This is a genomic window from Sunxiuqinia rutila (assembly GCF_050589705.1).
In the GTDB taxonomy this organism is placed as follows: Bacteria; Bacteroidota; Bacteroidia; order Bacteroidales; family Prolixibacteraceae; genus Sunxiuqinia; species Sunxiuqinia rutila.
This window is the reverse complement of sequence record NZ_JBNGOT010000002.1, coordinates 312,084-334,410: the sequence shown is the minus strand read 5'-3', so window position 1 is coordinate 334,410 and position 22,327 is coordinate 312,084. Positions and strand designations below refer to the sequence as shown.

General features: G+C 41.7%; 15 protein-coding genes. 5 read left to right on the top strand and 10 right to left on the bottom strand.

All coding sequences use genetic code 11. From position 1 onward, the window contains the following. Positions 1-23 precede the first annotated feature (23 nt). The 4 genes from ACRD6K_RS03190 (at position 24) to ACRD6K_RS03175 (ending at position 3,477) form a co-directional block, all read left to right on the top strand. Positions 24-245 carry a DUF5808 domain-containing protein gene (locus ACRD6K_RS03190; protein WP_212733469.1) on the top strand — a complete coding sequence of 74 codons (222 nt, stop codon included), beginning with the start codon at positions 24-26 and terminating at the stop codon, positions 243-245. Between the two features lie 434 nt (positions 246-679). Beyond that, positions 680-1,132: an IS200/IS605 family transposase gene (gene tnpA, locus ACRD6K_RS03185; protein WP_430972048.1), complete on the top strand. Its 453-nt coding sequence runs from the start codon at positions 680-682 to the stop codon at positions 1,130-1,132. Positions 1,133-1,467: 335 nt separating this feature from the next. After that, the gene (gene lplA, locus ACRD6K_RS03180; protein ID WP_430972047.1) at positions 1,468-2,454 is read left to right on the top strand and encodes a lipoate--protein ligase; all 987 of its coding nucleotides are present in this window, start codon (positions 1,468-1,470) and stop codon (positions 2,452-2,454) included. A 222-nt stretch (positions 2,455-2,676) separates the two neighbouring features. Beyond that, positions 2,677-3,477: an aspartate dehydrogenase domain-containing protein gene (locus tag ACRD6K_RS03175; protein ID WP_430972046.1), complete on the top strand. Its 801-nt coding sequence runs from the start codon at positions 2,677-2,679 to the stop codon at positions 3,475-3,477. Here ACRD6K_RS03175 and ACRD6K_RS03170 read toward each other — a convergent pair. From ACRD6K_RS03170 to ACRD6K_RS03125, 10 genes are all read right to left on the bottom strand, one after another. Next, positions 3,445-4,365, bottom strand: a complete 921-nt coding sequence (locus ACRD6K_RS03170; protein WP_430972045.1) for an NAD(P)-dependent oxidoreductase — start codon at positions 4,363-4,365, stop codon at positions 3,445-3,447. The genes ACRD6K_RS03175 and ACRD6K_RS03170 overlap by 33 nt on opposite strands. Before the next feature lie 567 nt (positions 4,366-4,932). Beyond that, the gene (locus ACRD6K_RS03165) at positions 4,933-5,550 is read right to left on the bottom strand and encodes a DEAD/DEAH box helicase (RefSeq protein ID WP_430972044.1); all 618 of its coding nucleotides are present in this window, start codon (positions 5,548-5,550) and stop codon (positions 4,933-4,935) included. Positions 5,551-5,831: 281 nt separating this feature from the next. Further along, on the bottom strand, positions 5,832-8,228 hold the full coding sequence (locus ACRD6K_RS03160) for a TonB-dependent receptor domain-containing protein (protein WP_430972043.1): 2,397 nt from the start codon (positions 8,226-8,228) through the stop codon (positions 5,832-5,834). A 169-nt stretch (positions 8,229-8,397) separates the two neighbouring features. Then, positions 8,398-11,526, bottom strand: a complete 3,129-nt coding sequence (locus ACRD6K_RS03155; RefSeq protein WP_430972042.1) for an efflux RND transporter permease subunit — start codon at positions 11,524-11,526, stop codon at positions 8,398-8,400. Beyond that, positions 11,526-14,558, bottom strand: coding sequence for an efflux RND transporter permease subunit (locus ACRD6K_RS03150; RefSeq protein WP_430972041.1), 3,033 nt, complete (start codon positions 14,556-14,558; stop codon positions 11,526-11,528). Before ACRD6K_RS03150 ends, ACRD6K_RS03155 begins: the two co-directional genes overlap by 1 nt. A 68-nt stretch (positions 14,559-14,626) precedes the next feature. Next, entirely contained in the window at positions 14,627-15,736 is a 1,110-nt protein-coding gene (locus ACRD6K_RS03145) for an efflux RND transporter periplasmic adaptor subunit (RefSeq protein WP_430972040.1), read from the bottom strand. 227 nt (positions 15,737-15,963) lie between these two features. Then, positions 15,964-17,100 carry a DUF4934 domain-containing protein gene (locus tag ACRD6K_RS03140; RefSeq protein ID WP_430972039.1) on the bottom strand — a complete coding sequence of 379 codons (1,137 nt, stop codon included), beginning with the start codon at positions 17,098-17,100 and terminating at the stop codon, positions 15,964-15,966. A gap of 261 nt (positions 17,101-17,361) precedes the next feature. Further along, positions 17,362-18,540, bottom strand: a complete 1,179-nt coding sequence (locus ACRD6K_RS03135; RefSeq protein ID WP_430972038.1) for a DUF4934 domain-containing protein — start codon at positions 18,538-18,540, stop codon at positions 17,362-17,364. 64 nt (positions 18,541-18,604) lie between these two features. Then, a complete protein-coding gene (locus ACRD6K_RS03130; RefSeq protein WP_430972037.1) occupies positions 18,605-19,759 on the bottom strand; it encodes a DUF4934 domain-containing protein in 1,155 nt (384 codons plus the stop codon). 137 nt (positions 19,760-19,896) lie between these two features. After that, positions 19,897-21,087: a DUF4934 domain-containing protein gene (locus ACRD6K_RS03125; protein ID WP_430972036.1), complete on the bottom strand. Its 1,191-nt coding sequence runs from the start codon at positions 21,085-21,087 to the stop codon at positions 19,897-19,899. 822 nt (positions 21,088-21,909) lie between these two features. Here ACRD6K_RS03125 and ACRD6K_RS03120 point away from each other — a divergent pair. Then, positions 21,910-22,242 carry a hypothetical protein gene (locus ACRD6K_RS03120; protein WP_299577794.1) on the top strand — a complete coding sequence of 111 codons (333 nt, stop codon included), beginning with the start codon at positions 21,910-21,912 and terminating at the stop codon, positions 22,240-22,242. The last annotated feature ends 85 nt before the right edge of the window (positions 22,243-22,327 follow it).

The window sequence follows — 22,327 nt, the reverse complement described above, 5'->3', positions numbered from 1 at the left end:
CTAATCATTAAATCAATGAACAGATGAAAAGAAGGAAATTGGAAAAAGAACTACTGGATGCGATGAGTCGGGATCTCAACAACTGGAAAGGTCCTTTTTACGTTAACCGCAAAGATCCACGACTGATTGTTCCCAAATACAGCCGTTGGATGGGGTGGACCTTCAACTTTGGCAACCCGTACGCCTGGCCGGCACTAATCGCCTTAATTGTCATTATCATTTTGCTCGGAACTTATACTGGTTAGGCTCACGCCCCTTCAGGGCTATAGGTCTGGCTGATGCTCCGGCAACAGGGCGTTGCCCTGTCCTGTTTGCGAATGCACCTTCGGTGCGGGAGGAAAAGGGATTTATCTAAATATTGTATAATTTTAAAAAGTCCAACGGGTTGATCGCGTTGACCTAGGAGATTGACCAATGAATATGGAGTTCCCATTAGGCTCACGCCCTTTCAAGGCTACTGGTTTGGAGAATACTCTGACCACAGGGCGTTGCCCTATCCTAATGCGAATTCACCTTTGGCGCGGGAAAAAGAACGAAATAACCTTGTAAAAACAAGTTATCTTAAAAGCCCAACGGGCTTATAGCATGAGCATAGGGTACCGCCCTATGAATATAGGTTACACTATGAAATAACGCCCTGAAAGGGCAAAAGCGATTGTCTCACCAAAACGAGTAAACTATGCCACAATCATTATCCAAAGTGTATCTACACATCACCTTCAGCACCAAACAACGCGAGAAGTTAATTGATAAAGACATTCAAACTAAACTCTTTGAATACCTTGGCGGTATTTGTAAAGGATTGGCATGTAACCCTGTTCGTGTAGGAGGAACGAATGATCATGTCCATATTCTATGTACTTTATCTCGAAAAATTTCTCAAGCCGAGTTAATTGAAGCTCTGAAAAAGAACTCCTCGAAATGGATGAAAACACAAGGACAGCGATACGAAAACTTTTATTGGCAGAATGGTTACGGTGCTTTTTCTGTTAATCCCACAGAAGTTGATGTTGTTACAAACTACATCAATTTCCAAGAAGAGCATCACCGCACAAAGACATTTCAAGAAGAGTTTCAGGCATTCTTAAAAAAGTACCAGGTTGAATATGATGAGCGTTATGTGTGGGATTAGTTAGGCTCAGGCCCTTTCAGGGCTGTAGGATTGGCTGATGATCCGGCAACAGGGCGTTGCCCTGTCCTGTTGCGAATGCACCTTTGGCGCGGGAAAAAGAACGAAATAACCTTGTGAAAACAAGTTATCTTAAAAGCCCAACGGGCTTATAGCATGAGCATAGGGCATCCGCCCTATGAATATAGGTTGCACCATAAATTCTTAAAAGCCCAACGGGCTGATAGCATGAGCATATGAGCATCGCCTCGTGAGTAGAAATTAAACCAAGTCCTTCCTTTGTTGTTGTTGAGTGTTTATCGTTTAAAAACTGCTATTTTTGGCAAAAAATAAGAACTATGCTGATTATTGACTCGCCATCGAACAATGCTTATTTCAATATTGCTACTGAAGAATACCTGCTGAACAAGTACCCTAAGGAGGAGCTGTTTTTGCTCTACATCAATGCACCATCCATTATTGTAGGAAGGTTTCAGAATACCTTGGCGGAGATCAATCTCGACTATGTCACCGAAAACCAAATAAAGGTAGTTCGACGACTTACGGGTGGAGGAGCGGTTTACCATGATTTGGGAAACCTGAATTTTTCGTTCCACACGCCACTGGGTGACGAGGATTTTTCGGATTTCTCGAAGTTCACACAGCCCGTGGTTGACTTGCTGAATGGATTGGATGTACCGGCTAAGTTGGAAGGCCGAAACGACTTACTGGTGGATGGTAAGAAGTTTAGCGGAAATGCTAAGTTGGCCCGTAATGGCAAGATGATTCAGCATGGCACCATCCTTTTGAACTCGGAAATGCAGGTTTTGAGCGAAGCCCTGAAAATTAATCCGCTCAAGTTTAAGGACAAAGCTGTGAAGTCGGCCCGTGCTCGTGTAACCAATTTGATTGACTATTTCCCGGGAGGAATAACGATCGATAAGTTCAAGCAATTGCTGATCGATCAAATCATTCGCGAAAATGCGGAACCTAGCCGCATGCATGAACTTAATCCCCAGGAGGTCGCCGAAATAGAGCAGCTGGCTCAAGAAAAATACAGTACCTGGGATTGGAACTTTGGAGGTTCGCCTGCTTATAATTTCAAGAAAGCGATTAAGGTTCCTGCCGGATTTATTGAGTTGCACCTCGATGTCAAGAAGGGGGTGATTCAACAAGCTCGGATCTTCGGAGATTTTTTTGCTTCACAGCCCATTGAGGAGCTGGAAGAACGGCTGGCTGGACAACTACACGAAACAGAACATATCCGGCGCGTACTGTCATCGGTTAGCTTAACGGACTATTTTGGGAAAGTTAGCCTGGATGAACTCATTGACTTGTTTCAGTAAAACTTTCCAGGCAATACTTAGAGGGAAATGGTGCTGATTTTAGCAGCGCTTTTTGCTGTCAGCTAAACAACACTATTTTATCGTTTTTTAACTAGAAGAAACATCATAGAAGAAGGTGTAAGGCTTGCTATTCGCCTTATTTAATAAACTTTTGATACCTTTGCTTTTCATCGTTTCGATGATTACTACTGCAAAAGATGACATAATAAATTGCCAATTACTATGAATACAAAAAGACTTGTTATTGTAGGCTGTGGAAAGCTGGCCGAGATTGTTGCAGATGCTCTAATCAATGGGATTTTGCCCGATTACCAGCTTGTAGGAGTGCTGTCTCGCACGAAAGAGAAGGCCGAAGCCATTGCCGATAAAATAGTGAAAGCTGATTCTGATTATACTTGTCAAGTTTGTTCTTCGCTGGATGAACTATTGGCACTGAAGCCCGATTACCTGGTAGAATCAGCATCGCCAGCAGCCTTGAGAGAGTTGGCTTTACCAGCTTTAAAGAACGGAACATCGTTGGTGGTTTTGTCCATTGGTGCTTTAGCCGATCGAGCGTTTTACCAGGATGTGGAGCAAACGGCACGGGAAAACAGCCAACGTGTGCATATCGTATCAGGAGCAACCGGTGGCTTTGATGTGTTGCGTACCGCTTCGCTGATGGGCAAAACAACGGTAACGTTTGACACCGAGAAGGGGCCAAATTCTCTGAAGGGAACTTCGGTGTATGACGAAGCTTTGCAAACTGAAAAGCGAAAAGTGTTTGAAGGAAATGCCCAGGAGGCCATTGCACTTTTCCCAACCAAGGTGAATGTTGCGGTAGCTGCTTCGCTGGCTTCGGTGGGGCCCGAAGACATTCAGGTGTCGGTAACATCAACCCCAGACTTTGTTGGCGACGATCACCGCATTGAAGTCCGGAATGAACAGGTTCATGCGGTGATCGATGTATATAGTCAAACAGCCCAAATTGCAGGCTGGTCGGTGGTTAATACGCTACGCAATATCAGTTCGCCGATCGTATTCTGATAAGTTGGCCAATACTTTTTCGCTCAGGCGCACAAAGGCTTGGCGGGTGCGGCCAGTTGACACCTGCATGCAACGCACATTCGGATGAGTAAGGAACTTTTCATCTCCCAAAGCTCCGAGGGTATCGCAATAGCAACGATTGTCGGCATCAATCCAGCGGGCAAAAGGAGCTTCATCCCAGGCAGGAGAAAGTCCGGTGTTGAATAGAATCTTCCGGTTTCCCAGTTGGGTAAACTCATTTTCGTGAAGCAGAATGGTATTCTTGTTTAAACAGCAAAATACCACTTCGCTTTGCGAGAGTAATTCATTCAAAGGGAGGAATTGATATCCTTTCTTTTCAGCTTCTTCTTTTTTGCTTCGGGCAAAGTAGGTGATGTCTGCACCAAAGAAATGAAGTGCATCTGCAATCATACCTCCCGATTTTCCTAAACCCACAATTCCAACTTTAAGGCCGGTAATTTCCCGAGCCATGCCATCCCAAGGTTCTGCCGGGCTTCCATCGGGATTGGAGCCAAAACCGTGCAGGCAACGTACAAGCTCACTCACCACATATTCCACCACGCCTTCGTCGCCATAATCGCGAATGCCGGTAACGGTGATCCCTTTTTCGTTGGCGTATTTAATATCGACATTGGCACTCTCCGGTGAATAAAGCGAGCAGCACATACCAATGTATTTTACTTCGGAGCATTGCTCCAGTACTGTCCGATTAATGGATGATGTATAGCTCAGCAACACTGCATCAGCATCAGCTATTCGTTTGATGATTTCATCATCATCCGAAGGGATATCCTGGTGCATGACCACTTCTGTTGCATACTGATTTAACGCTTTCTCTGCCGATGGAATTAAACTAACTGGTTCAATTGCCACAAGTTTCTTAAACATGATACTAGTTCTATTTTGTTCTTCATACTTAGTTTCTGATACTGATTCATTAGACATTTTAAGCTTATTCCATATGCACTCAAACACCTCATCAAAAGAGAATGCGTAGTACAAAAACAGGGATGACTTGCTTAAACTGGCTATGGTGGCAGTATCAGAATTTGCTGCAAATAGCAACAGTGGCTAAAAATAGCCAAAGCAAAGTGCTTAATCAAACAATTCTCCATTTTCTACCTGGATGCTTCTTATGAGTGGGGTCTCAATGAGTTTTTGAAGGATAAGGATGAAAAGGTTAAGCTACAAGGATTTTACCTGACTGCCGGTATCAAATTTTGACCAATACAACACCTCCGCACAGGGTTATTTGATTAAATAACTCCGAATTTTAAACTGGCTGAAGGCTAGCCTTCAATCGGTTTTGCTTTATAGAGCAACAGCATGCTTTAAAGACTGAGGGCTAAATCAAAATAGACTTACTTCTATAATCAATTCAAGTGAGGGAGGTTATTGCGCTTTGCTATAGATTTTTATTCGACATAACCTGGAGGTGTGTTTGTGTTGCTTATACTAAGCTTCAATGGTAATCACTTCCCAGTTTTTCTCAATTCGCTCTAACAGGTCGTCAAACTTCTCGTGCCCCTTGTTTGCAAACAGTAGGCACTGAATTTTGGGTGATCCATCTGTTATACGATATACAACGGGATGGACGCGGTTTGGGAAAATGGTTTCGGCATCGTCAACCACCAATAGTTTCAGGTTGGAGCAGGGAATTCCGGTATTACTCAGCAGTTCGTTAATCCGACGGGGAGTTCCGATTAAGATATCAAGCCCTTCATAAATCGTGTCTTTTTGGTACAGCAAATTGCCCTGCTCAAAGACGGTAAAAGTACGCAGGTTGGTATGCTTTCCCAGAACCTGAATTTGCTCCTCCAGCTCAAAGGCTTTTTCTTTGGTTTCAACCATGATAATTGCTCGTGGAGCTTCTCCAATAGCTTCCTTTAGCTGTTGAATGACGCCAATCGCAATCATTGTTGTCTTTCCAGCTCCTTCTGGCGCAAATACAAGCAGATCCGCTCCCGACTTGATTTTGGGCATACAACTCGTTTGGATTTGCTTGGTCTCTTTATCCAACCCTTGATCAATAAGGCCTGCTACTAATTCAGGATATAGTTTCTTTAATTTCATGTTCTCGTTCTTATTGTTGCGGTTAACAGCTCCTGTTCACTCAGAATACTGTGGTTGCAACCCGTTATCCGGATGATATTCGAGCACAAAACTAGTAAATTCCAGCAAGAGGAGTAGCACAAACCTCATACTTATACGCTGTAGCGAATATCTTTTATGAAGTCTTTTGTTGCTGTGAATAATATATTTAAAGTCACTACAGCGTTTGGGAAAGTGTCTGAATATTTTTCATTGAGTAACTTAAACTACGTCTAACCATCAGAAGACAAGCTCATCGCTGGCTAATCGATCCTTCTTTGCTCTGCTTCCGAGGCGGTATTGCGTTTTCTCACTTTTATCGCCTCATTTCCAAATTTGTGAGTGAAAGTTAGTCGTATGGCGCGCGACTCGAAGTCAATATACCAACGGGTATAAATATTCAGTTCCGGCTGATCAGCAACGCTTTTGAGTTTATTGGTTTTCAACAGATCTGTCACGTTTAGGTTAAAACGGCTGTTTTCATTCTTCAGTTTCCATTGCAACCCCAAGTCCAGCCTACCGGAAGGCTTTCGCTCATAAAGGCCTGAATTGGACTTTGACCGGTAAAAACCAGAAACTTCCCCCGAAACCCTTTGGCTAAAGGTAAAACTATGACTGGAGTTGACCCGGTAATTTTCGCGACTGATATCCAGTTGTATGTCTTCGTAATCGGTTTTTAGCTGATTCCACACCCACGTAACATTGTTTTGCATCTTCCACCATTCAGTCACAGTTACCGGAAAAGCCAGTAAAACGGAAATGGTTTGAGATTGATCAAAATTGCGGGAGACAAAATACTGCTTGGTTTCATCTTCACTATAAGTTGGCTGAAAGCGGGAGATAGCATCCTTGGTATCGGTGTAGGAAAAAGAAAGCATGGCAGATTTATATTGATAGTCGGCTTTTAGGATGTTGCTGAAAGCCGGGAGCAGATTCTCATTGCCGGAAATAAAGGTTTCCGGTGTCATTAAAATAATGAACGGAGCGAGTTCATTAAAAGTGGGGCGGTCAATTCGCCGACTGTAAGAGAACTGGAAAGTGTTATTTTCGTTCAGTTTCCGAGAAAGGTAAAAAGTAGGGAATAGTTTGCCGTAGTGCAAATCTACAATTCCCTTTTCGGTATCGGAATCCAACACGGAATTCAGGTATTCGTAACGAAGTCCGCCTACAATACTTGTGCGATCTCCAATTTTATACTGCAACGAAGCGTAGGCCGCCAGGATATCTTCATTCAGTGAATAGTTGTTGGTCAATTCCGGATCAAACTCCCAGTTGCCGGATCGCAAATAGCGAACTCCTACATCGTTTTTAAACCAGGTATAAGTTACTTTTACGCCCGTTTCAAGCTTAAAATCAGCATTGAACTGGTTGGAATAATCCAGCGATCCTACCACGATATCAATAGGGGTGGTTTTGGTTACTTTTATGTTTTCACTTGAGGTGATTTGATCAGCATTATCGCGGTTTTCAACGATATAGTCCGATGGATTATCATTGTAATAATTCAGGTAATCGAAGTTAAAGTCAAGTACTTCTTCCTCCTGAAAATGATGTCGAAGATTGATATTTCCCATCCCATGAAGCCATTTGTTGGTCTCAGTCAACTCCAGCATTGAACTTTTGGAAAACTGCTGATCCTCCCAATAACGCACATCGTTAAAGGCATCCATCTCCCAATCGCGGACATAGCCGTTGGTGAGCACACTCAAGGTGGTTTTACTGCTGATGGTATAGTCGAAGCCCATCCGGATGTTTTGAAACAGGAGCATGGGTTTACGCTGACTAATAGCATCCGACTCAAGTTGCACCCCGGATTGCACCAACCGACGGTAGGATTCAAAACGTTGCCTGATGTTGTTAAAGTTCACATTGTAAGTTCCGTAATAATTGACCTTATTGGTGTGATGGTTGATATTGAGACCTGCATTCATCTTTTCGCGGGTGGCTACTCCGGCCCCTAAATTGAAGGACCCGTTGGTGCCAAAATCTTCGTGCTTTTTAAGTACGATATTGATGATTCCGGCATCTCCCTCCGCATCATATTTGGCGGGAGGAGTCGTGATCAATTCTATCCGCTTTACATTGTCGGCACTCATACCATCCAGCATCTGTATCGCCGCATCAACAGGCAGGGGCGTCCGTTTGCCGTTAATTATGACCATCACCCCGCTTTTTCCCACCAGGGAAATTCCATTGTTTTGACGATCGACCACCACGCCCGGCGATTTTTCCAGCACTTCTAATGCCGTGTTTCCACTGGCGGTGATGCTGTTTTCGACATTTACCACCATTCGGTCTATCTGAAGTTCATATACCGGTTTCTTGGCTACTACATCTACTTCCTTAATCTGTTGGTTGTCCATTTCCAGGAAAATGGGATCGTTGTGGCGGTGATCGTTGCTGGTGGCGATGCTAAACGGGGGCGAGTAAGCCGGCTTATATCCAATCAGGCTGGTGCCTATAATGTATTTTCCCGGCTGAAAACTGGTGATGTTATAGGTTCCTTCATCCGTAGCCATAACGGCTGATACAATGGAGGAGTCTTTCTGATTCAGTAATAAAACATTGGCATAAGGAACCGGCAGGTTTGTGGTATCACGCACCGATCCCTGAATTTGGCTCCACCCAGTAGTTGAAACCAGGGTACAACACAGGAGCATGAAAATTTCTTTTAACCGACAGCAAATCAAATACATCATTCCGGGGATTAATCGCATTCGAGACTTGAATGTCTTTTTCTACGGCTAATCCGGTTCGAGGTTTGCGAAATGGTCGAGTTATTTTGGAGTAATAAAGATTAAAGTGCTCCTTTTTTCTTTTATTGGCTATTTATTTGATTTTTAGAAACAAGGGGAGGAAGAATATAATGGCAATGATTGAAAAGAGCAATCCTCCCATGGCACCGGCAGCAAATGCAAACCAGAAGACCTCCTGTTGTCCGCCCCACACAAAAGGGATTAAGCCCAGAACCGTTGACAGGATAGTAAGTGTTATGGCTACTATTTTTTGATTAAAAGCTTTTAAATAGCTGCGAACTGTCGGGAGCTGGTTCTGTCGTGATATCAGGTTGTTAAAATCGTTGATGATATAGATTGCTGCATTAACAACCAGCCCGCTAAGCAGAATGAAAGAGGCAAAGCCACCCTGGTCAAAATTAAAATCAAATAAGTAGAAGGTCAGGAAAACCCCAATAAAGGAAATTGGAATCAGGCTGATCACAGCCAGGGGCTTCAACAAGGATTCAAATAGGATGGCGGTAATAAAGTAGATGATTATCACGACAAGTAACAGTAAATGATACTGCTTTTTATTGCGCTGATCCCAATACCAAAAGCTTTTCTGTTTTTGTGCTTTGTAGCCTAAGGGCAGCACTTCATTGATCGCTTCAATTTCACGTTCCTGTACCATCTTCCCAAGAGGTGAGGGACCTATGAAGTTATAGTTCAGGTAGATTTGGTATACCTGGTTCTTTTTGATAATGCTTTTACCAACCAGTCGTTTTTTGATCTCTCCGGCTTGCGACAGTTTCTTTTGTCCTTGAGACGTGCCTACCGGCATGTTGTAAAAATCCCATTTGTTGTATTCCTGGTTTTGGTCTGACATTAAAACCACGGGCTGCAACTCTGTCTGGTTATAAAAAGAAGCCAGGTTGCGGGTATAAAGCTGGGTAAACAACGAACGGGTATAGTCGTAGTAGTTCAGTTTGTGTATGGCCAGCAAGTCCTGATCAACATTTAACTGGTATTCGTAGCGCGATGTCGTGTTCCATGAATTCGAACTTGCAATTTCCGTGTTGTCAACCCGCGGGTTTTGCAGAAGCTTTTCTTCCAATTGTTCAGCATATTTATACAGTTGGTCGTAATTGTAACCGGTTAAAAGAATGTGGCTGTTTTTTTGATCCATGTTCAGGGCATTGGAAAAGTATTTTCCAACACCATAAACACCCCAGTCCATTCCGCCCAACGAAATGGCTTTGGCTTCAACCTCACTCTTGAGTATAAAAGGAAAGGAGGACTTTTCTGCTTCTTTGGTAAAGTGAATGGTAATGGACGAGTTTTTATAGTCTGAGATTCGGGTTTCAAACTGTGCGACTTCATCAAACTGGCTGATGTACTGTTCCATTTTCCGGATCGCTTCATTTAATTGGTGAATGGTGCATCCGTCCGGCATTTGGCCGCGCACATACAAGGTTGTTTTTCCCGGATCAGAATAGAAACTACTCTCAAAAACATGCTCGGTAAACAGGCGTAAGGAACCACCCAGTACCTTTTCAAGCACCGGCTTAATGTTGGATTGAAACTTATCAGAACCAAGGGTTTTATTATAAAGCTCAGCTGGTTTGGTCTCTTGTTCTATTTTGTCAGGAAGAGAGCCGATTGGCAGACCAAATGCAAGAATGATCAGAATAAAAAATGCCCACCTGTAGCGCTTCTCAAAACCAATAAGCCGGCTATAGAAACGGGTGATTCTGACTACTCTTCGTTGCATGTTTACGGGGACTTTGGCATCTGGTTTTTGATGATAGAGTTTGTCCATCAGGGCAGGAACCAGGAATAGCGAAACCACCAGGGAAACGGAGAGGTTGATGAGCATGACATAGGTGAAGTCAATAAGAAGAATCCGCTGATTTTCTTTCAGGAAAAATACAACCGATAATGCTCCCAGGGTCGTTAGGGTGGCTGCCAACAGGGAAATAAAAACGCGCAGTCCTTTTTGCTTTTGCAGGTGGGTAACCATCAGGATACTGTTATCGATAATGATTCCGAAAGAGACCGTAATGGCGGCTAGCGAGTAGATATGAATTTCAATCTTTAAAAGGTAATAAAAGACGCAGGCAATAAGCAGGTTGGCCCCCAGGGAAATGGACAAAATAGCCAATATCCGAAAGGATCGGCTAACGGCTAATACGAACAGCAGCAAGATGATCAGTGAGAAAAGCGTACGCAAGCCAATTTTGGTCAGCTCTTCGTGAATGTATTCGGTACTGTCTGCGACAACCAGAGCCGAATATCCTGCTGGCAGTTTTTCCCGGACAAGCTTTAGCCGATGGTCAACTTCCTGCGATAGCTTTAATTGATTCTCGCCCGAAGCAGCATAAAGAACCAGGTTGACCGTGTTTCTTCCATTGATACGATAATATGAGGTTGGTGGCTTTTCTTTGAGCTTTATGCTGGCAACGTCTGAAAGCTTGATAATGCGCCCACTGTTGTTGGCAATTGGTAGTTTGCCCCATTCGCTGGGTGAAATGTATCCGGAGGAAGCTAAAACAGGGATAAAAGCCCCGGAAGCATTCTTTTGATTGCCCAAAAAGAAGCGGTCGCCCAATCGGTTAATGGTACGACTGATGGCCTGGGGGGAAAGCGAGTAGTTTTTGAGTAACTCCGGATCAAAGCTAATTTCCCATTGGTAAGGAGTAGCCCCGTGAAGCGAGATATCGTCAATTCCATTCACTTTCAAGAGTTCCGGAATAACTGCCTGGTTGGCTATTTCTTTGATGTAGTGGGTTGATGAGCTGGCATTAAGCGTTAAGACCATGAACGACACCGCATCGCTGTTATTAACTGAGCTGGAGGTAATCTCCGGGTAGCTCATTTCATCGGGCATGTCGTTACGAACTTGCCGAATAAGTGTGGCTACTTCATAGCGCTTTTGGTTTAAATCAGCGGTTTTATCAAGTTCCAGTGTAATTCTTCCATTCCCCACAGACGATACCGACTCAATATTTTTCACCTGGCTGATTTTGCCCAGCACCCCTTCAATTTTGGAACTTTCTTCTTCAATTGTTTTAGGGGAGGCATTGGGCCATGAAAAATGAATGGTCAGCCGTGGTAAATTGCGGCTGGGCTGATAGCTGATATTCAGCAGTGGAATAAATGCAATTCCAATAATCATCAGGGCCAAAAACACCACTATGATGGAGAAGGCAGAAAAGGCCGGCTTTTGATTTAAAGTGCTCATTAATTATCACTTCTTTTGTTGTTCAGCAAATAATACATCAGAGGAATAAAAAACAGGCTGATCAGGGTGCCAATTCCCATTCCTCCAATTACGGCAAGCGCCAGTGGTTTCTGAAGTTCTGCGCCCATTCCTTTCTGGAAAAGAAAAGGCAGCATGGCTAAGATGGTCGTCAGGCTGGTCATGATAATTGGTTTTAACCGCCTTCGTCCGGCTTCCATGATCGAACGTATCAGCGAGTTTCCTGAGTTGCGCAGCTTATTGATGGTGTCAATCTTCAGGATCGAGTCGTTAATGATAATCCCGGTCATGACAATAATCCCAATGGCAGACATGATGTTAATGCCTTGCCCAAAAACAAGAAGTAGGAGGAAGGCTCCAAACAGGTCGATGGGCACTTCCAGAAGGACAATCAGGGGTAAGACAAAGGACTCGAATTGGGCTGCAAGAATGAAATAGAGCAGCAGCAAACTGACGGAGATAATCACCAGAAGCTCTCTGAGCATGCCTTTGTCTGCCAATATTTCTCCGCTAAAGCTGACATCAAAATGGTCGTCATTGGCGACCAGCTGTTCGATTTTAGCGGTGGCCGTTTCCAGCTCACGATCTTCGATCTGGAGCAAAACCGGGAAGTACTCACTTTCCTTACCGGCAACAATGCCTTTTAAGCCACTTCCGGAGCTGACTTTCACCAATCCCGATAAGGGAATTTGCTCTCCATTCTGGTTTTTAATCGTGAGGTTTTGAATAATATCGTAAACTGATGCATAGCTATTGCCAATGCTTACCGGAACAAAGGTGTTGTTGTTGTTGATTGAAAATACTGTATTTACGTTGAAGGCGCTTTTTATTTCGCGATAAAGGGCATCGGTATTCACTTGGTAAAACATCAGCTTTTCCGGATCGGTCTCCAGTAGAATAAGGTTGCGGGTGATCAGTTTTGATTGCACTTTTCCGGGGAAAGCTTGTTCCATATTCTGCTGAATTTCAGCCAGGCGATCCAGGTAGCCCTCGTTGCCGGGGTTGAAGTGGGCAAACCGGGCGATCAGGGGAGCTTCCGTTTTTCCGAAAGCCAGGTTAAACAGGTTATCAGCTTCAGCAAAATGATAGTCACTTTGTGGGTAGTTTCTGCTCAACTGTGTGCTTAGCTCAGCACAAATTTTATCCAACTTCTCCGGCGATGAGGCTTTTAGGTAAAGGTGATTTTCCGAAGTTCCCGATTCTTCTCCGGAGTTAAGCAGGTATTGTTGTTTCCCGGCTTCCTCGGTGAGGTATTCGGGTTGCTCACTTAGCGAAGCGAATAAGGTCTTTACCCGTTTGTTGTTTTCTTCGATGGTTACCGGTTCGTTCCAGTCAATCTTTAAAATGGCTTCCTCCTGACTGACCCTGGGAAAGCGGGAGACTGTCATTAAATCGTAGAAAAGGATTCCGGAGATAATCATCCCCATAACCAGCAAAATACTTAGGATTTGATGTCGAAGAACGAATTTCAGGCCTTTTTCATACCAGTGGAAATAAGCCGGAAGCTTCTTTTTAATTCCTTTTATTGCATGCTTTTGGTAGAAAAGACGGTAAAGGATTGGGAGAAGGGTGATGGAAACCACCAGGGAAACCACCAGTCCAATCGAAACAGAAACGGCCTGGTCAAAAAACAGCGCTCCGGACATTCCCTTCATAAAAATGAGCGGGATGAATACGGCACAGGTGGTTAGCACCGAGCTGATCAATGGTCGGATAATTTCGTTGGTTCCTCCATCGCAAGCCTGATCCAATTGGGCATGCCGTTGCCGGTGCTGGGTAATGTTGTCAATGACGATAATCGAGTTGTCAATCATCATACCTACTCCGAGTACCAGCCCGGAAAGCGAGATAATGTTGATGGACAAGCCGGCCAGGTAAAAAAACAATAAGGTAATGACCAGCGAAATTGGGATGCTGACTCCAACCAACCAGGGAGCCCGTCTTTCGCGAAGAAACAGGAACATCGCTAAAAAGGCTAAAAGACCTCCAAACAGCAAGCTTTGTCCAAGGTTATTGATGGAGTAGGCCAGTAGCTTGGATTGATCCCGGGTAACCGAGAATTCCAGCTCCGGGTAGTCCGTTCGAAAGTGTTGGATCATTTGATCCAGTTCTTCTTTGAGCCGGGCCATTTTGGCATCAGACTGTTTAATTACAGCCATGCTTATCGCTTGTTGGCCGTTGTATTTTACATTTCCTTGTAGTTTTTGTGATTGCAATGAGATATCGGCCAGTTCATCCAGTCGCATGACTTTGCCATTGAGGTTTACCGGAACCTTGCCAATATCAGACACATCGCGCAAACGGGTGTTAAACCGGATGTTGTATTGGTACTGACCATCGCGGATGAGCAGGTTGCCCAAATCGATGTTGTTCTCGGCAAGTGCTTGCTCCAAGGCTGTAACAGAGAATGCCCCACTTTGGAGGTGAGCCGGATAGGGGCGGATTTTTATTTCAGGAAATTGAAGCCCGCTCATGTCAACCAGAGCTACTTCGGGAAGTTGCTCCAGCCGTTTGCGGATGACCTGCCCGGCAAAATTGCTGAGCTGCAGGAATTCATCCTGATTACCGGTGGTTGTTTCCTGTTTGCGGTTCACCATCAGGTAGAAAATCGGGATATCCGAAGCACTGGCGCGGATCACTTCCGGTCGGGCCATGTTGTTGGGGAAGAAGTTCATGGCCTTATCCACCTTTTCGTTGACCTCGACAGAGGCCAGGTCGATAGGTGTCCCGTGCCGGAAACGAAGTTCAATCCAGGCTGAACCATCCCGGGTTTCGCTTCTCATCTCTTCAACATGGTTAACCTCCTTGAGGATATTGCGCATTGTTTTCACAACGGTGTTTTCAAGTTGGCGGGCAGGCATCTCAGAAGAAGTTACCCGGATGGAAACAACCGGAATATCGATGTCAGGCATTAGCGAAACAGGCAGACTGGTGGTGGTGGCAATACCAATTAACAGCAGTGCTAAAAATGCCATGCTCACAGCAACGGGTCGATGAATAAGAAATTTTACCATGCAGTTAGGGGAGTTATTTTAGTTTCTGTTGTTGCTTATTGTTTGAGAACTTTTCAAACCCTCTCAAACTATTCCTCTTCCATCTCCACTTTTGATTCGTGGGCCAGGTTTAGGTTGTTGGATATGATGATGGTGTCACCCGAATTTAGTGTCGCAGCTTCTGCAGCTTCTACCGAATACTGGTTTTCATTTTCATCCAAAACATTTACATAGGTCCAGAAGGCTATTCCGTTGGTATAGCGGAAGAGGACTTCGCGGTTTTGTCGCAAAACAACAGCCTGTTTGGGAACTACCAATTGATTGGGAATGGCTTTTTTAATACTCACCTTAACATTCATGCCCTCCAGGTAATCCCCCGGATTTTTGACTTCTGCCTTGATCCAGATTAAGCCATTTTCATCGATACGTGGATTAATTTCGGTTATTTTGCCGGTTGATGTTTGTGCACCGGCAATGGGGGAGACGCTTACCTTTTGGTTCAGGCTTATCTGTCCGATTTCAGGCTCGAGTACCGGAAAGTTGATGAAAAATCGTTTATCGTTAATTAGCGTACAAAATGGTTTTGAAAGGTTGGCTTTCTCGTGTTGTCGCTGGGTAATCCCTTCAATTTTGCCGGAGAACGGAGCGATCAGGTTGGTGCGTTCCAGTTGCATGCTGGCCTCTTCGTATTGAATCAGAGCCTGATTGTAGCCTGATCGGATATCGGCGATTGATTCGTGGTTTGAATCAATTGCTTTATCTTTTTGGCTATAGCCCATGCCAATCAAGACATCAAGCTTATCAATTGCGGCTCTTTCTTTGGTTAACTTTGCTTTTTTCAAGGCAAACTGATAACTGTCGTTCTCCAGGTTTGCAACTTGGAATCCTCCAGGAACGCTTTGTCCATTTTGAACATTAATCGCTTCAATTAGTCCCGGGTTTTCGAAATAGAGCTCAGCTTTTTGGATGGCAGCCAGCTTGCCATTGCTGATGATTTCGATGGTGAAATCCTCCCGATCAACGATGGTTGTTTTTACATAGCTCTTCTCTTCAAGTAAGCTTGTACTGGTATCAGTCTCTTCGCTTTGAGAGGCTTTGCTTGTACAGGCGTATAATCCAAGTACAACCAGGCATAGGAATAATGAGCTCCATCTTCTTGTGTAGGCTTTTTTATGGTTTGTAAAGTTGTTTTTTTTCATGGAGTTAGGTGCTTGATTAGTGTGATGTAATTTAGCAAAGATTATGCAGATGTCTAATTGCAGAAGTAAAAGACTTGTTCTACTTATCGCTGTACGATTACTCTTGTAATTTCACCAGCATCAAAACCGGATTGTCGTTTTCATGAAAACTGTTGGGCAGTTTCTCCAATTCCTTTTTCTTTTTATCCAACTTTGATTAGTCATATCTGGCCTCTTCCCATCAGGTTCTATTTGAATCTTGTTATTTGAATTACCGGGTTATCGTTCATATCTATTTTTTTTGCAATCTCTTTAAGCTCTCCTTCCAAGTCTCCGTCATCCAGCCATTTCTTTAATCTATAGGCATTTATTAGTCTCACACTCATATTGGAGGGGATATCGACATTATATGCACTGTGCTTAAAATCAGTACACTCATAAAACTTTTGCTCCTTAAAATCGAAGAGTAGTTTTGTTTCCTCTACAGATCTAGGGTGCTGTTTCCCGTTCAACTGGTCTCGGTAGCTTCCTTTTACATTATAGGGATAGACGCTGAGGACAATAAAGTCATCGGTTTTCAGCTTAACTTTGGTTACTAAACGGGAATCGGCCAAAACACCTGGAGATTGTACAAATAGTTTGGAGACTTTTTGGTTATGATTAAGCACGGAAATTGTATCAGAGCATATGCTGGCCAAAAAATACTCATTTCCAAACTTGCAGTTTCCAATAGAAGTTTTCGTAGAGAATATAATTTTATCGGTGGCTACTGAAGTCGGGTTAACTTTATCAATAAAGAAGTTGGCCTTTGAAATGATCTGTCCATCTGTTTTTGAGATGAATAGATAGGGCTGCCTTTGGCTCAGATCGTCATACTGATGCTGGTGATAAACAAGCAATGCCTCGTCATCGAAATTATAGATATTACCTAAATACAGGTTTGCAGGATACTTTAATGTTCGCTTTAAAACCCCTGCTTTTGAATATACAAGAATGTTCTTTTTAGCTCGATCAAGGATGAATACCTCCTGCTTTTGTTCATCATAAGCCAGATAATTTATAAATAAATACCCCATGCCTCCTTTCTGATTGAAACGGGATACAATTTTTCCGTTCCAGTCGAAAATGTATACATCGCCCCTTTTCCAGTTTGATATCAGTATTTCTTTATCTGACACATAATATACATGTGCTCCGACATCCAATAAAACCTCTTTGCTTGTTTCCAACGGAATATAAAAAGTCTCTTTTTCCAAGTCATCTAAAGATATTTTGGGATAAGATTTGTCCTTTTCTACAGTAAAAATCTTGTTGTTTGTTTGTTGGTTCTGGCTGGATACAGTCTGACTAATTGAAAGAAGGAAAAATACAGAAAGTAATCTCATGCTATTTCGTTTTTTTGTTGAGAACTAATATGGTAACATGCTGAAATATATAAATACAACGGAAAAATATATTGAACTAGTGGCTTGTTTTATCGTCTCTTGCCTTTATTCTTTAAGTGTTGCAATAACCACCACCGGATTATCCGATTCTTTTACTGTCTTTAGTTTTTGTAGTTGAGCTGGTAATCTTTTAGCTTGAAATTGAGTTAACCTTTTTTGTTATTCATTTTTATCGCATCATTCCTAAGGTTCTGGTTGATTTTATTCCTTTAATTTCACCAGCATCAAAACCGGATTGTCGTTTTGATCCAGGCTGTTGGCCAGTTTTTCCAGTTCTTTTTTCTTTTCAGGGTAGAGTGGGGTGGAGTTTTTAAAGGCTTCAGAAGCTACATGGGCTTTAAGATCAAAGGCATTAATCCAACTGATAGCTGTATTTTTAGCTATTGTTGTTTTTAATAGAATACCTGGGCCTCCATCAATGTCGTTAATAATTAGATCTTTTGTAATAATATTGAAATCTTTGTCGTGAAATGAACCGAAAAAGTTATAGTAACTTCCTTGAAAGGAGAACTCTGAAAATACATAATCGCCCCAAAGCAGCATGTTTATCTCCTTGGAATGTTGATCAGCAATTTCTACAAACGAATCAAAATTGTCGATTTTCTCTCGTGCTTCTACAGAAATCGTTTTTCCCCCATGATCTAGAATAAATGCTGGCTCAAATTTCAAGTTCTTGAAAACAAATACTGTATCCGAGTATATCTCCTTTGTATATACATTTTCGTGGTGGTTGTATATTAAAAATTCCTCTTTAAAAACACTTGTAAAGCTTGTATTTATATACTTATATTTATCCGAAAATCTTTTTATAATATTTCCTTTATCATCAATCAAGAATATTGAGTTTTCTCCTTTATACTTACCCCCGTAATAATCACACCGACATATTATTCCTTCATCGGTATGAAGTATATTTCTTGTATACTTAGTACAAGGAATTGACTTAAGAAATTTTCCATTTAATGAGTAAATCATTAACCTGGATTCATTCATAATTGGAATCAATAGTTGTTTCTTTTCATGGTCAATAGTAAAGTCGAATGCAAACTGATATTCTTGTGGTCCTTTTCCAATAGTGCCAATTTTATTAATAAAATTGCCATTAAGGTCAAAGTGAAAGAAATTAGTATTAAAGTCAAATATAACTAGCGTACTGTCAGTTGTAACCAGTTTATTGATATCCGACATTAAAAAATTAGTGTCAGTTTCTAAAGGTACGTATTGAATACTCTTTACGTTTAAATCAGACAGTCGCACTTTAGATGTTTTGTTTGTATCTTCAATATTGAAACGCGTCAAGGAAGTTTCCGTGTTATTCTGTGATGTACAGCTTACAAAAGAAATAACTACGATAGTCCATATTAGGTAGGTTATTCTCATTCTTTATATTTTTATATGCCAATAAAGAGATACATTATTTCAAAGTAAAGAGTTCTTTTCAGCTTCATTCTTTAAGTGTTGCAATAACGACCACCGGATTATCATACTTCTTAATATTTTTAAGCTTTTGCAAGTGTGGTGGAAGCATGGGAATTTGTTCGGGGTTTTTCTTAAACCATTCGAGCAGTTGGTATGGTTCAATAAAACCAACAAGCTCATTGTTATTGCTTAAGGCTTGCGGGCAAAACATAACAAAATTGTCAAGATCATTCTGATATCCTGATGTTTGCTGTTTGTCGAGGGAAGATATCCTACTTGTGCGTGTAATTTTATCATAGAGACTAAAGTGTGTTTTTTTCTTAAATATAAATCTGAAAAACAAGTATCTTTTTGATTCCATGATTAAGTCAATGCGATGATAATCTACCGGGTTAAAAGTTTCCCGTTCCTCATATGGAGGGCTAAACTCTCCCGAGTTAAATACAAATTTTGGGATCAGTTTTTGCTCAGTCACCTGAAAGATGGTATCATTTAGGTATTCCTTAAATAAAAGACTATCCCCCTTGTAATAGAACCATCCTTCAAGTCCTAATTTACGAACGACATTAGCTTCTATGGTTTGTTTGTAATTTGGAAATTCGGATACAATTTTTCCATCCTGCTGGTTGTAAATGCGCATGCGGGAGTCATTGCCCCGGTCGTTTACAAAGAAAGCAGCATAGTTTTCTTGATTGAGCCGGGTTACATATGAGGTCCATGGAAACGTTTCAAGCTTCCCGATCAGCTGTCCGGATACATTATATTCCAATAGAGAATACTTCGATCCTCTCGCATTAATTATGATTCCCCTTTGGGGATCTTTGTAAACACAATAGCTTGTGGCTAGATAACCGTTGGGTCCTCTGCCATGTTCCCCAATCTCACGAATAAATTGTCCTGTTTTTGCACAGAATAAAGATATTTTTTGAAACCCGGTATTGATAATAAAAGAGTCCAGTACTGAAATTCGGTTACCAGGAGCTATTCTCGTTTCTGAATTGCTTTCAAGTGTTACATAGCGCAGCTTAGTTGCTATGCTGCTAAGTTTTATGGGAGAGTTACTGATGGAATCTCCAAGAAGATTTATGTGGTGCAGTTCTGGCTCTTGCTGGTCTTGCTTTTCATGATGACATGATATTGCCAACAAGGAAATTAGGATAAAAGTTATTGTTCTTCGCATTGTCTCGTGCATTTAAGTATGAAGATTGGCGATAAACGCTCAACCTTATGGGCTGTTGTTTTGCGAACATTTAACCAGGTTAACAGTGCTTAGAAAAGGAATTCATCACTGCTATCCTGGCTTTTATTGTTGTCCGATCACTCTTTCAACTTCACCAGCATTAAAACCGGATTGTCGTTTTCATCCAGGCTGTTGGCCAGTTTCTCCAATTCCTTTTTCTTTTCGGGATAAAGAGGGGTAGCGTTTTTAAAAGCATTGGAAGCTACGCGTGCTTTAAGTTGGTAAGCATGAATCCAGGAAACAAGAAACTCGCCAGCTTCTAATGAAACCTTTGCCTTGGGACTAAAGGGCAATCCTCCATCCCAATTATTGGGCAAACCATAATTATTGGATCTGGAATCTGTATTACAGGCCACATGATAGCTTTCTTTAGTACAATCATAAATTCCCATTACCTTTTTTTGTCTTTTTGTTGAAATATAATCCAGCACCAAAAACCTTCCATTTTTAAGAATGGATGTTAGCAGAAAAGCATTCATTTGCATAAACGACGGAGGATCTATAAGGTCGGTGGGTTTTACACGCTCGTTCGTTTGAGCAAAAATGAACTGAGGCTGGTGGCTTGATAAGCCCATGCTGAAGACCGTATCATTTAAATAGTTCCAGTAGTAAGTTTCACTCTGATCTTCAAAATAGGTTTTGTTTGTTAAAGACATGGAGGATTGGAAAGGCTCAACAGTGTTTAGTTTATGGCCTTTTTCCTGCCCTGAGGAATCGACAATAAACCAATTGTATTTTAACTTGCCAAAATCAAAGGAATCAAACAAATAAATCTGGTTGTTAAGGAAACTGATGTTCTGGAAATGTTCTTCTATGGGTAAGTTGATTGCTTTTATGAAGTTGCCTGAAAAATCATACATTAACAACTTGAATCGATTTAGAATGTAGATTCTTTTTGCGGACTTATCGATGGCATAGTCTACAAGGTTCGAAACTTCGCCAGGTCCTTCTCCCAGCTTACCCACACGATTTACAAACTTCCCTTCAAGGTTAAAAACATTTACTGACCCTTCCTCGGATTGCATGAATAGGAGCGATTCCGACGATTTCAGTTTGTATATGTCCTCCAGTAAAATAGAATCGTTAAGGGGCAGATAGCTTATCTGCGAAGCGACATCAGTCAACTCAACGGACGGTTCACTGCTAAAATCAGGAATAATGGTTTTTAGTTGATTGGTCTTGGTGTTATTACAGCTTGAATTCAAAAGCATCAAGCATACGGTAAATAACACAGGAAACTGGGCGATTGCTTTTTTGTAGTTTGACATTATATTTCAATATTGGGTTAGTCTTGATAGTTAGGGTTATAAGTTATCTTACTGGAATAAGAAGTAACTTTGATTATGCACAATATGGGGAATATTGTCTTCGGGAACAATATGTTTGATAGCAGGTGCTGTTTTTTTGTTTCTGCTAGACTGTTTGTTGATTGTTTCGTTGGGGGATTAATGACCAACTAAAGGGATAGTTATTTTATTGCCAACTAGCGCTAGTATACCGATCTGTCGAATACACGCTAATTCAATTAGACAAGGGCATTGTCCGTTATTTTTTATAGGATAAGGTTAAGTCAAGCAGGTTATTCTACAAACTGCCTGATACTTGTAGACAAAATGGGGAAGGGAACTACGAGTGCTTCACTGGGGCTTTATTTTCCGATAGTTACCTTTTGGGGGATTTTGTATTTTAAAAATATTGAATGCAGAAATGCTAAAATTAATTGGGCAACCAATTTTAGTATTTCTGCAGTAATGCTTTCTATTTTGGGTGGAGCTTTACTTTCCGATACAGAAATTCAGCTTCACTGTTTTCGTGTTTAACTGGATTACGGATTAGCGATACGATAATACGCCCAAACAATACTTTCAGGATAATAATTATATACTGTCTAAAAGCCGTTTATTGTCATCCGATTTCAATGATAAAGCTGAAATCATCCTACAAATAAGTTAGTTTCATCAATAAAGACCTATTAAGAACAGCGAGGTTACAAGCAGAATAATTTATTTCAGTTTTAAGATCACAAATTGGCGAAACTGATACTTTAGAGCTCTTTAAAAGATACAAAGTTAGAACTTCTAAGTTATGGGATGAAACAACAATTATCTGGTAAATCGATTTCGATGAAAATAATCGTACGGGAAAAACAATGCAATATTTTCCCTAAACAGGAAAACGGCTTAAACATCCATTTAGCCAAATCTCCAAGGTTCATTTCCGAATTAAACATCAAGACTTTAAACTCAAGCAGTGTTTTTTTTGGGAATACCTGCTTTCTTATGAAGAATCAAAAGCAAGCGAGAGTTTCTGTTTTTGAATGTATAGAAACCTGGTACAATACTCAGAGCCTCCATTCTGCTTTGAATTATTTGTCGCCAGTGGAATTTGCAGAATCAATTAATAAACAAAAATTGGCAGCATAGCTTAACTCAATGTCCACTTTTTTTGTAGGAACCTGCTCTGAGTTTAAGAGCAGGTTCCTCTTTTTGATCTTCGGCATAATCTGTT

Coding starts and splice junctions, on each gene's coding strand:
- ACRD6K_RS03160 (WP_430972043.1), bottom strand. CDS start 8,228: ATGCTCCTGTGTTGTACCCTGGTTTCAACTACTGGGTGGAGCCAAATT.
- ACRD6K_RS03155 (WP_430972042.1), bottom strand. CDS start 11,526: ATGAGCACTTTAAATCAAAAGCCGGCCTTTTCTGCCTTCTCCATCATA.
- tnpA (WP_430972048.1), top strand. CDS start 680: ATGCCACAATCATTATCCAAAGTGTATCTACACATCACCTTCAGCACC.
- ACRD6K_RS03145 (WP_430972040.1), bottom strand. CDS start 15,736: ATGAAAAAAAACAACTTTACAAACCATAAAAAAGCCTACACAAGAAGA.
- ACRD6K_RS03150 (WP_430972041.1), bottom strand. CDS start 14,558: ATGGTAAAATTTCTTATTCATCGACCCGTTGCTGTGAGCATGGCATTT.
- ACRD6K_RS03135 (WP_430972038.1), bottom strand. CDS start 18,540: ATGAGAATAACCTACCTAATATGGACTATCGTAGTTATTTCTTTTGTA.
- ACRD6K_RS03165 (WP_430972044.1), bottom strand. CDS start 5,550: ATGAAATTAAAGAAACTATATCCTGAATTAGTAGCAGGCCTTATTGAT.
- lplA (WP_430972047.1), top strand. CDS start 1,468: ATGCTGATTATTGACTCGCCATCGAACAATGCTTATTTCAATATTGCT.
- ACRD6K_RS03125 (WP_430972036.1), bottom strand. CDS start 21,087: ATGTCAAACTACAAAAAAGCAATCGCCCAGTTTCCTGTGTTATTTACC.
- ACRD6K_RS03190 (WP_212733469.1), top strand. CDS start 24: ATGAAAAGAAGGAAATTGGAAAAAGAACTACTGGATGCGATGAGTCGG.
- ACRD6K_RS03140 (WP_430972039.1), bottom strand. CDS start 17,100: ATGAGATTACTTTCTGTATTTTTCCTTCTTTCAATTAGTCAGACTGTA.
- ACRD6K_RS03130 (WP_430972037.1), bottom strand. CDS start 19,759: ATGCGAAGAACAATAACTTTTATCCTAATTTCCTTGTTGGCAATATCA.
- ACRD6K_RS03170 (WP_430972045.1), bottom strand. CDS start 4,365: ATGTTTAAGAAACTTGTGGCAATTGAACCAGTTAGTTTAATTCCATCG.
- ACRD6K_RS03120 (WP_299577794.1), top strand. CDS start 21,910: ATGAAACAACAATTATCTGGTAAATCGATTTCGATGAAAATAATCGTA.
- ACRD6K_RS03175 (WP_430972046.1), top strand. CDS start 2,677: ATGAATACAAAAAGACTTGTTATTGTAGGCTGTGGAAAGCTGGCCGAG.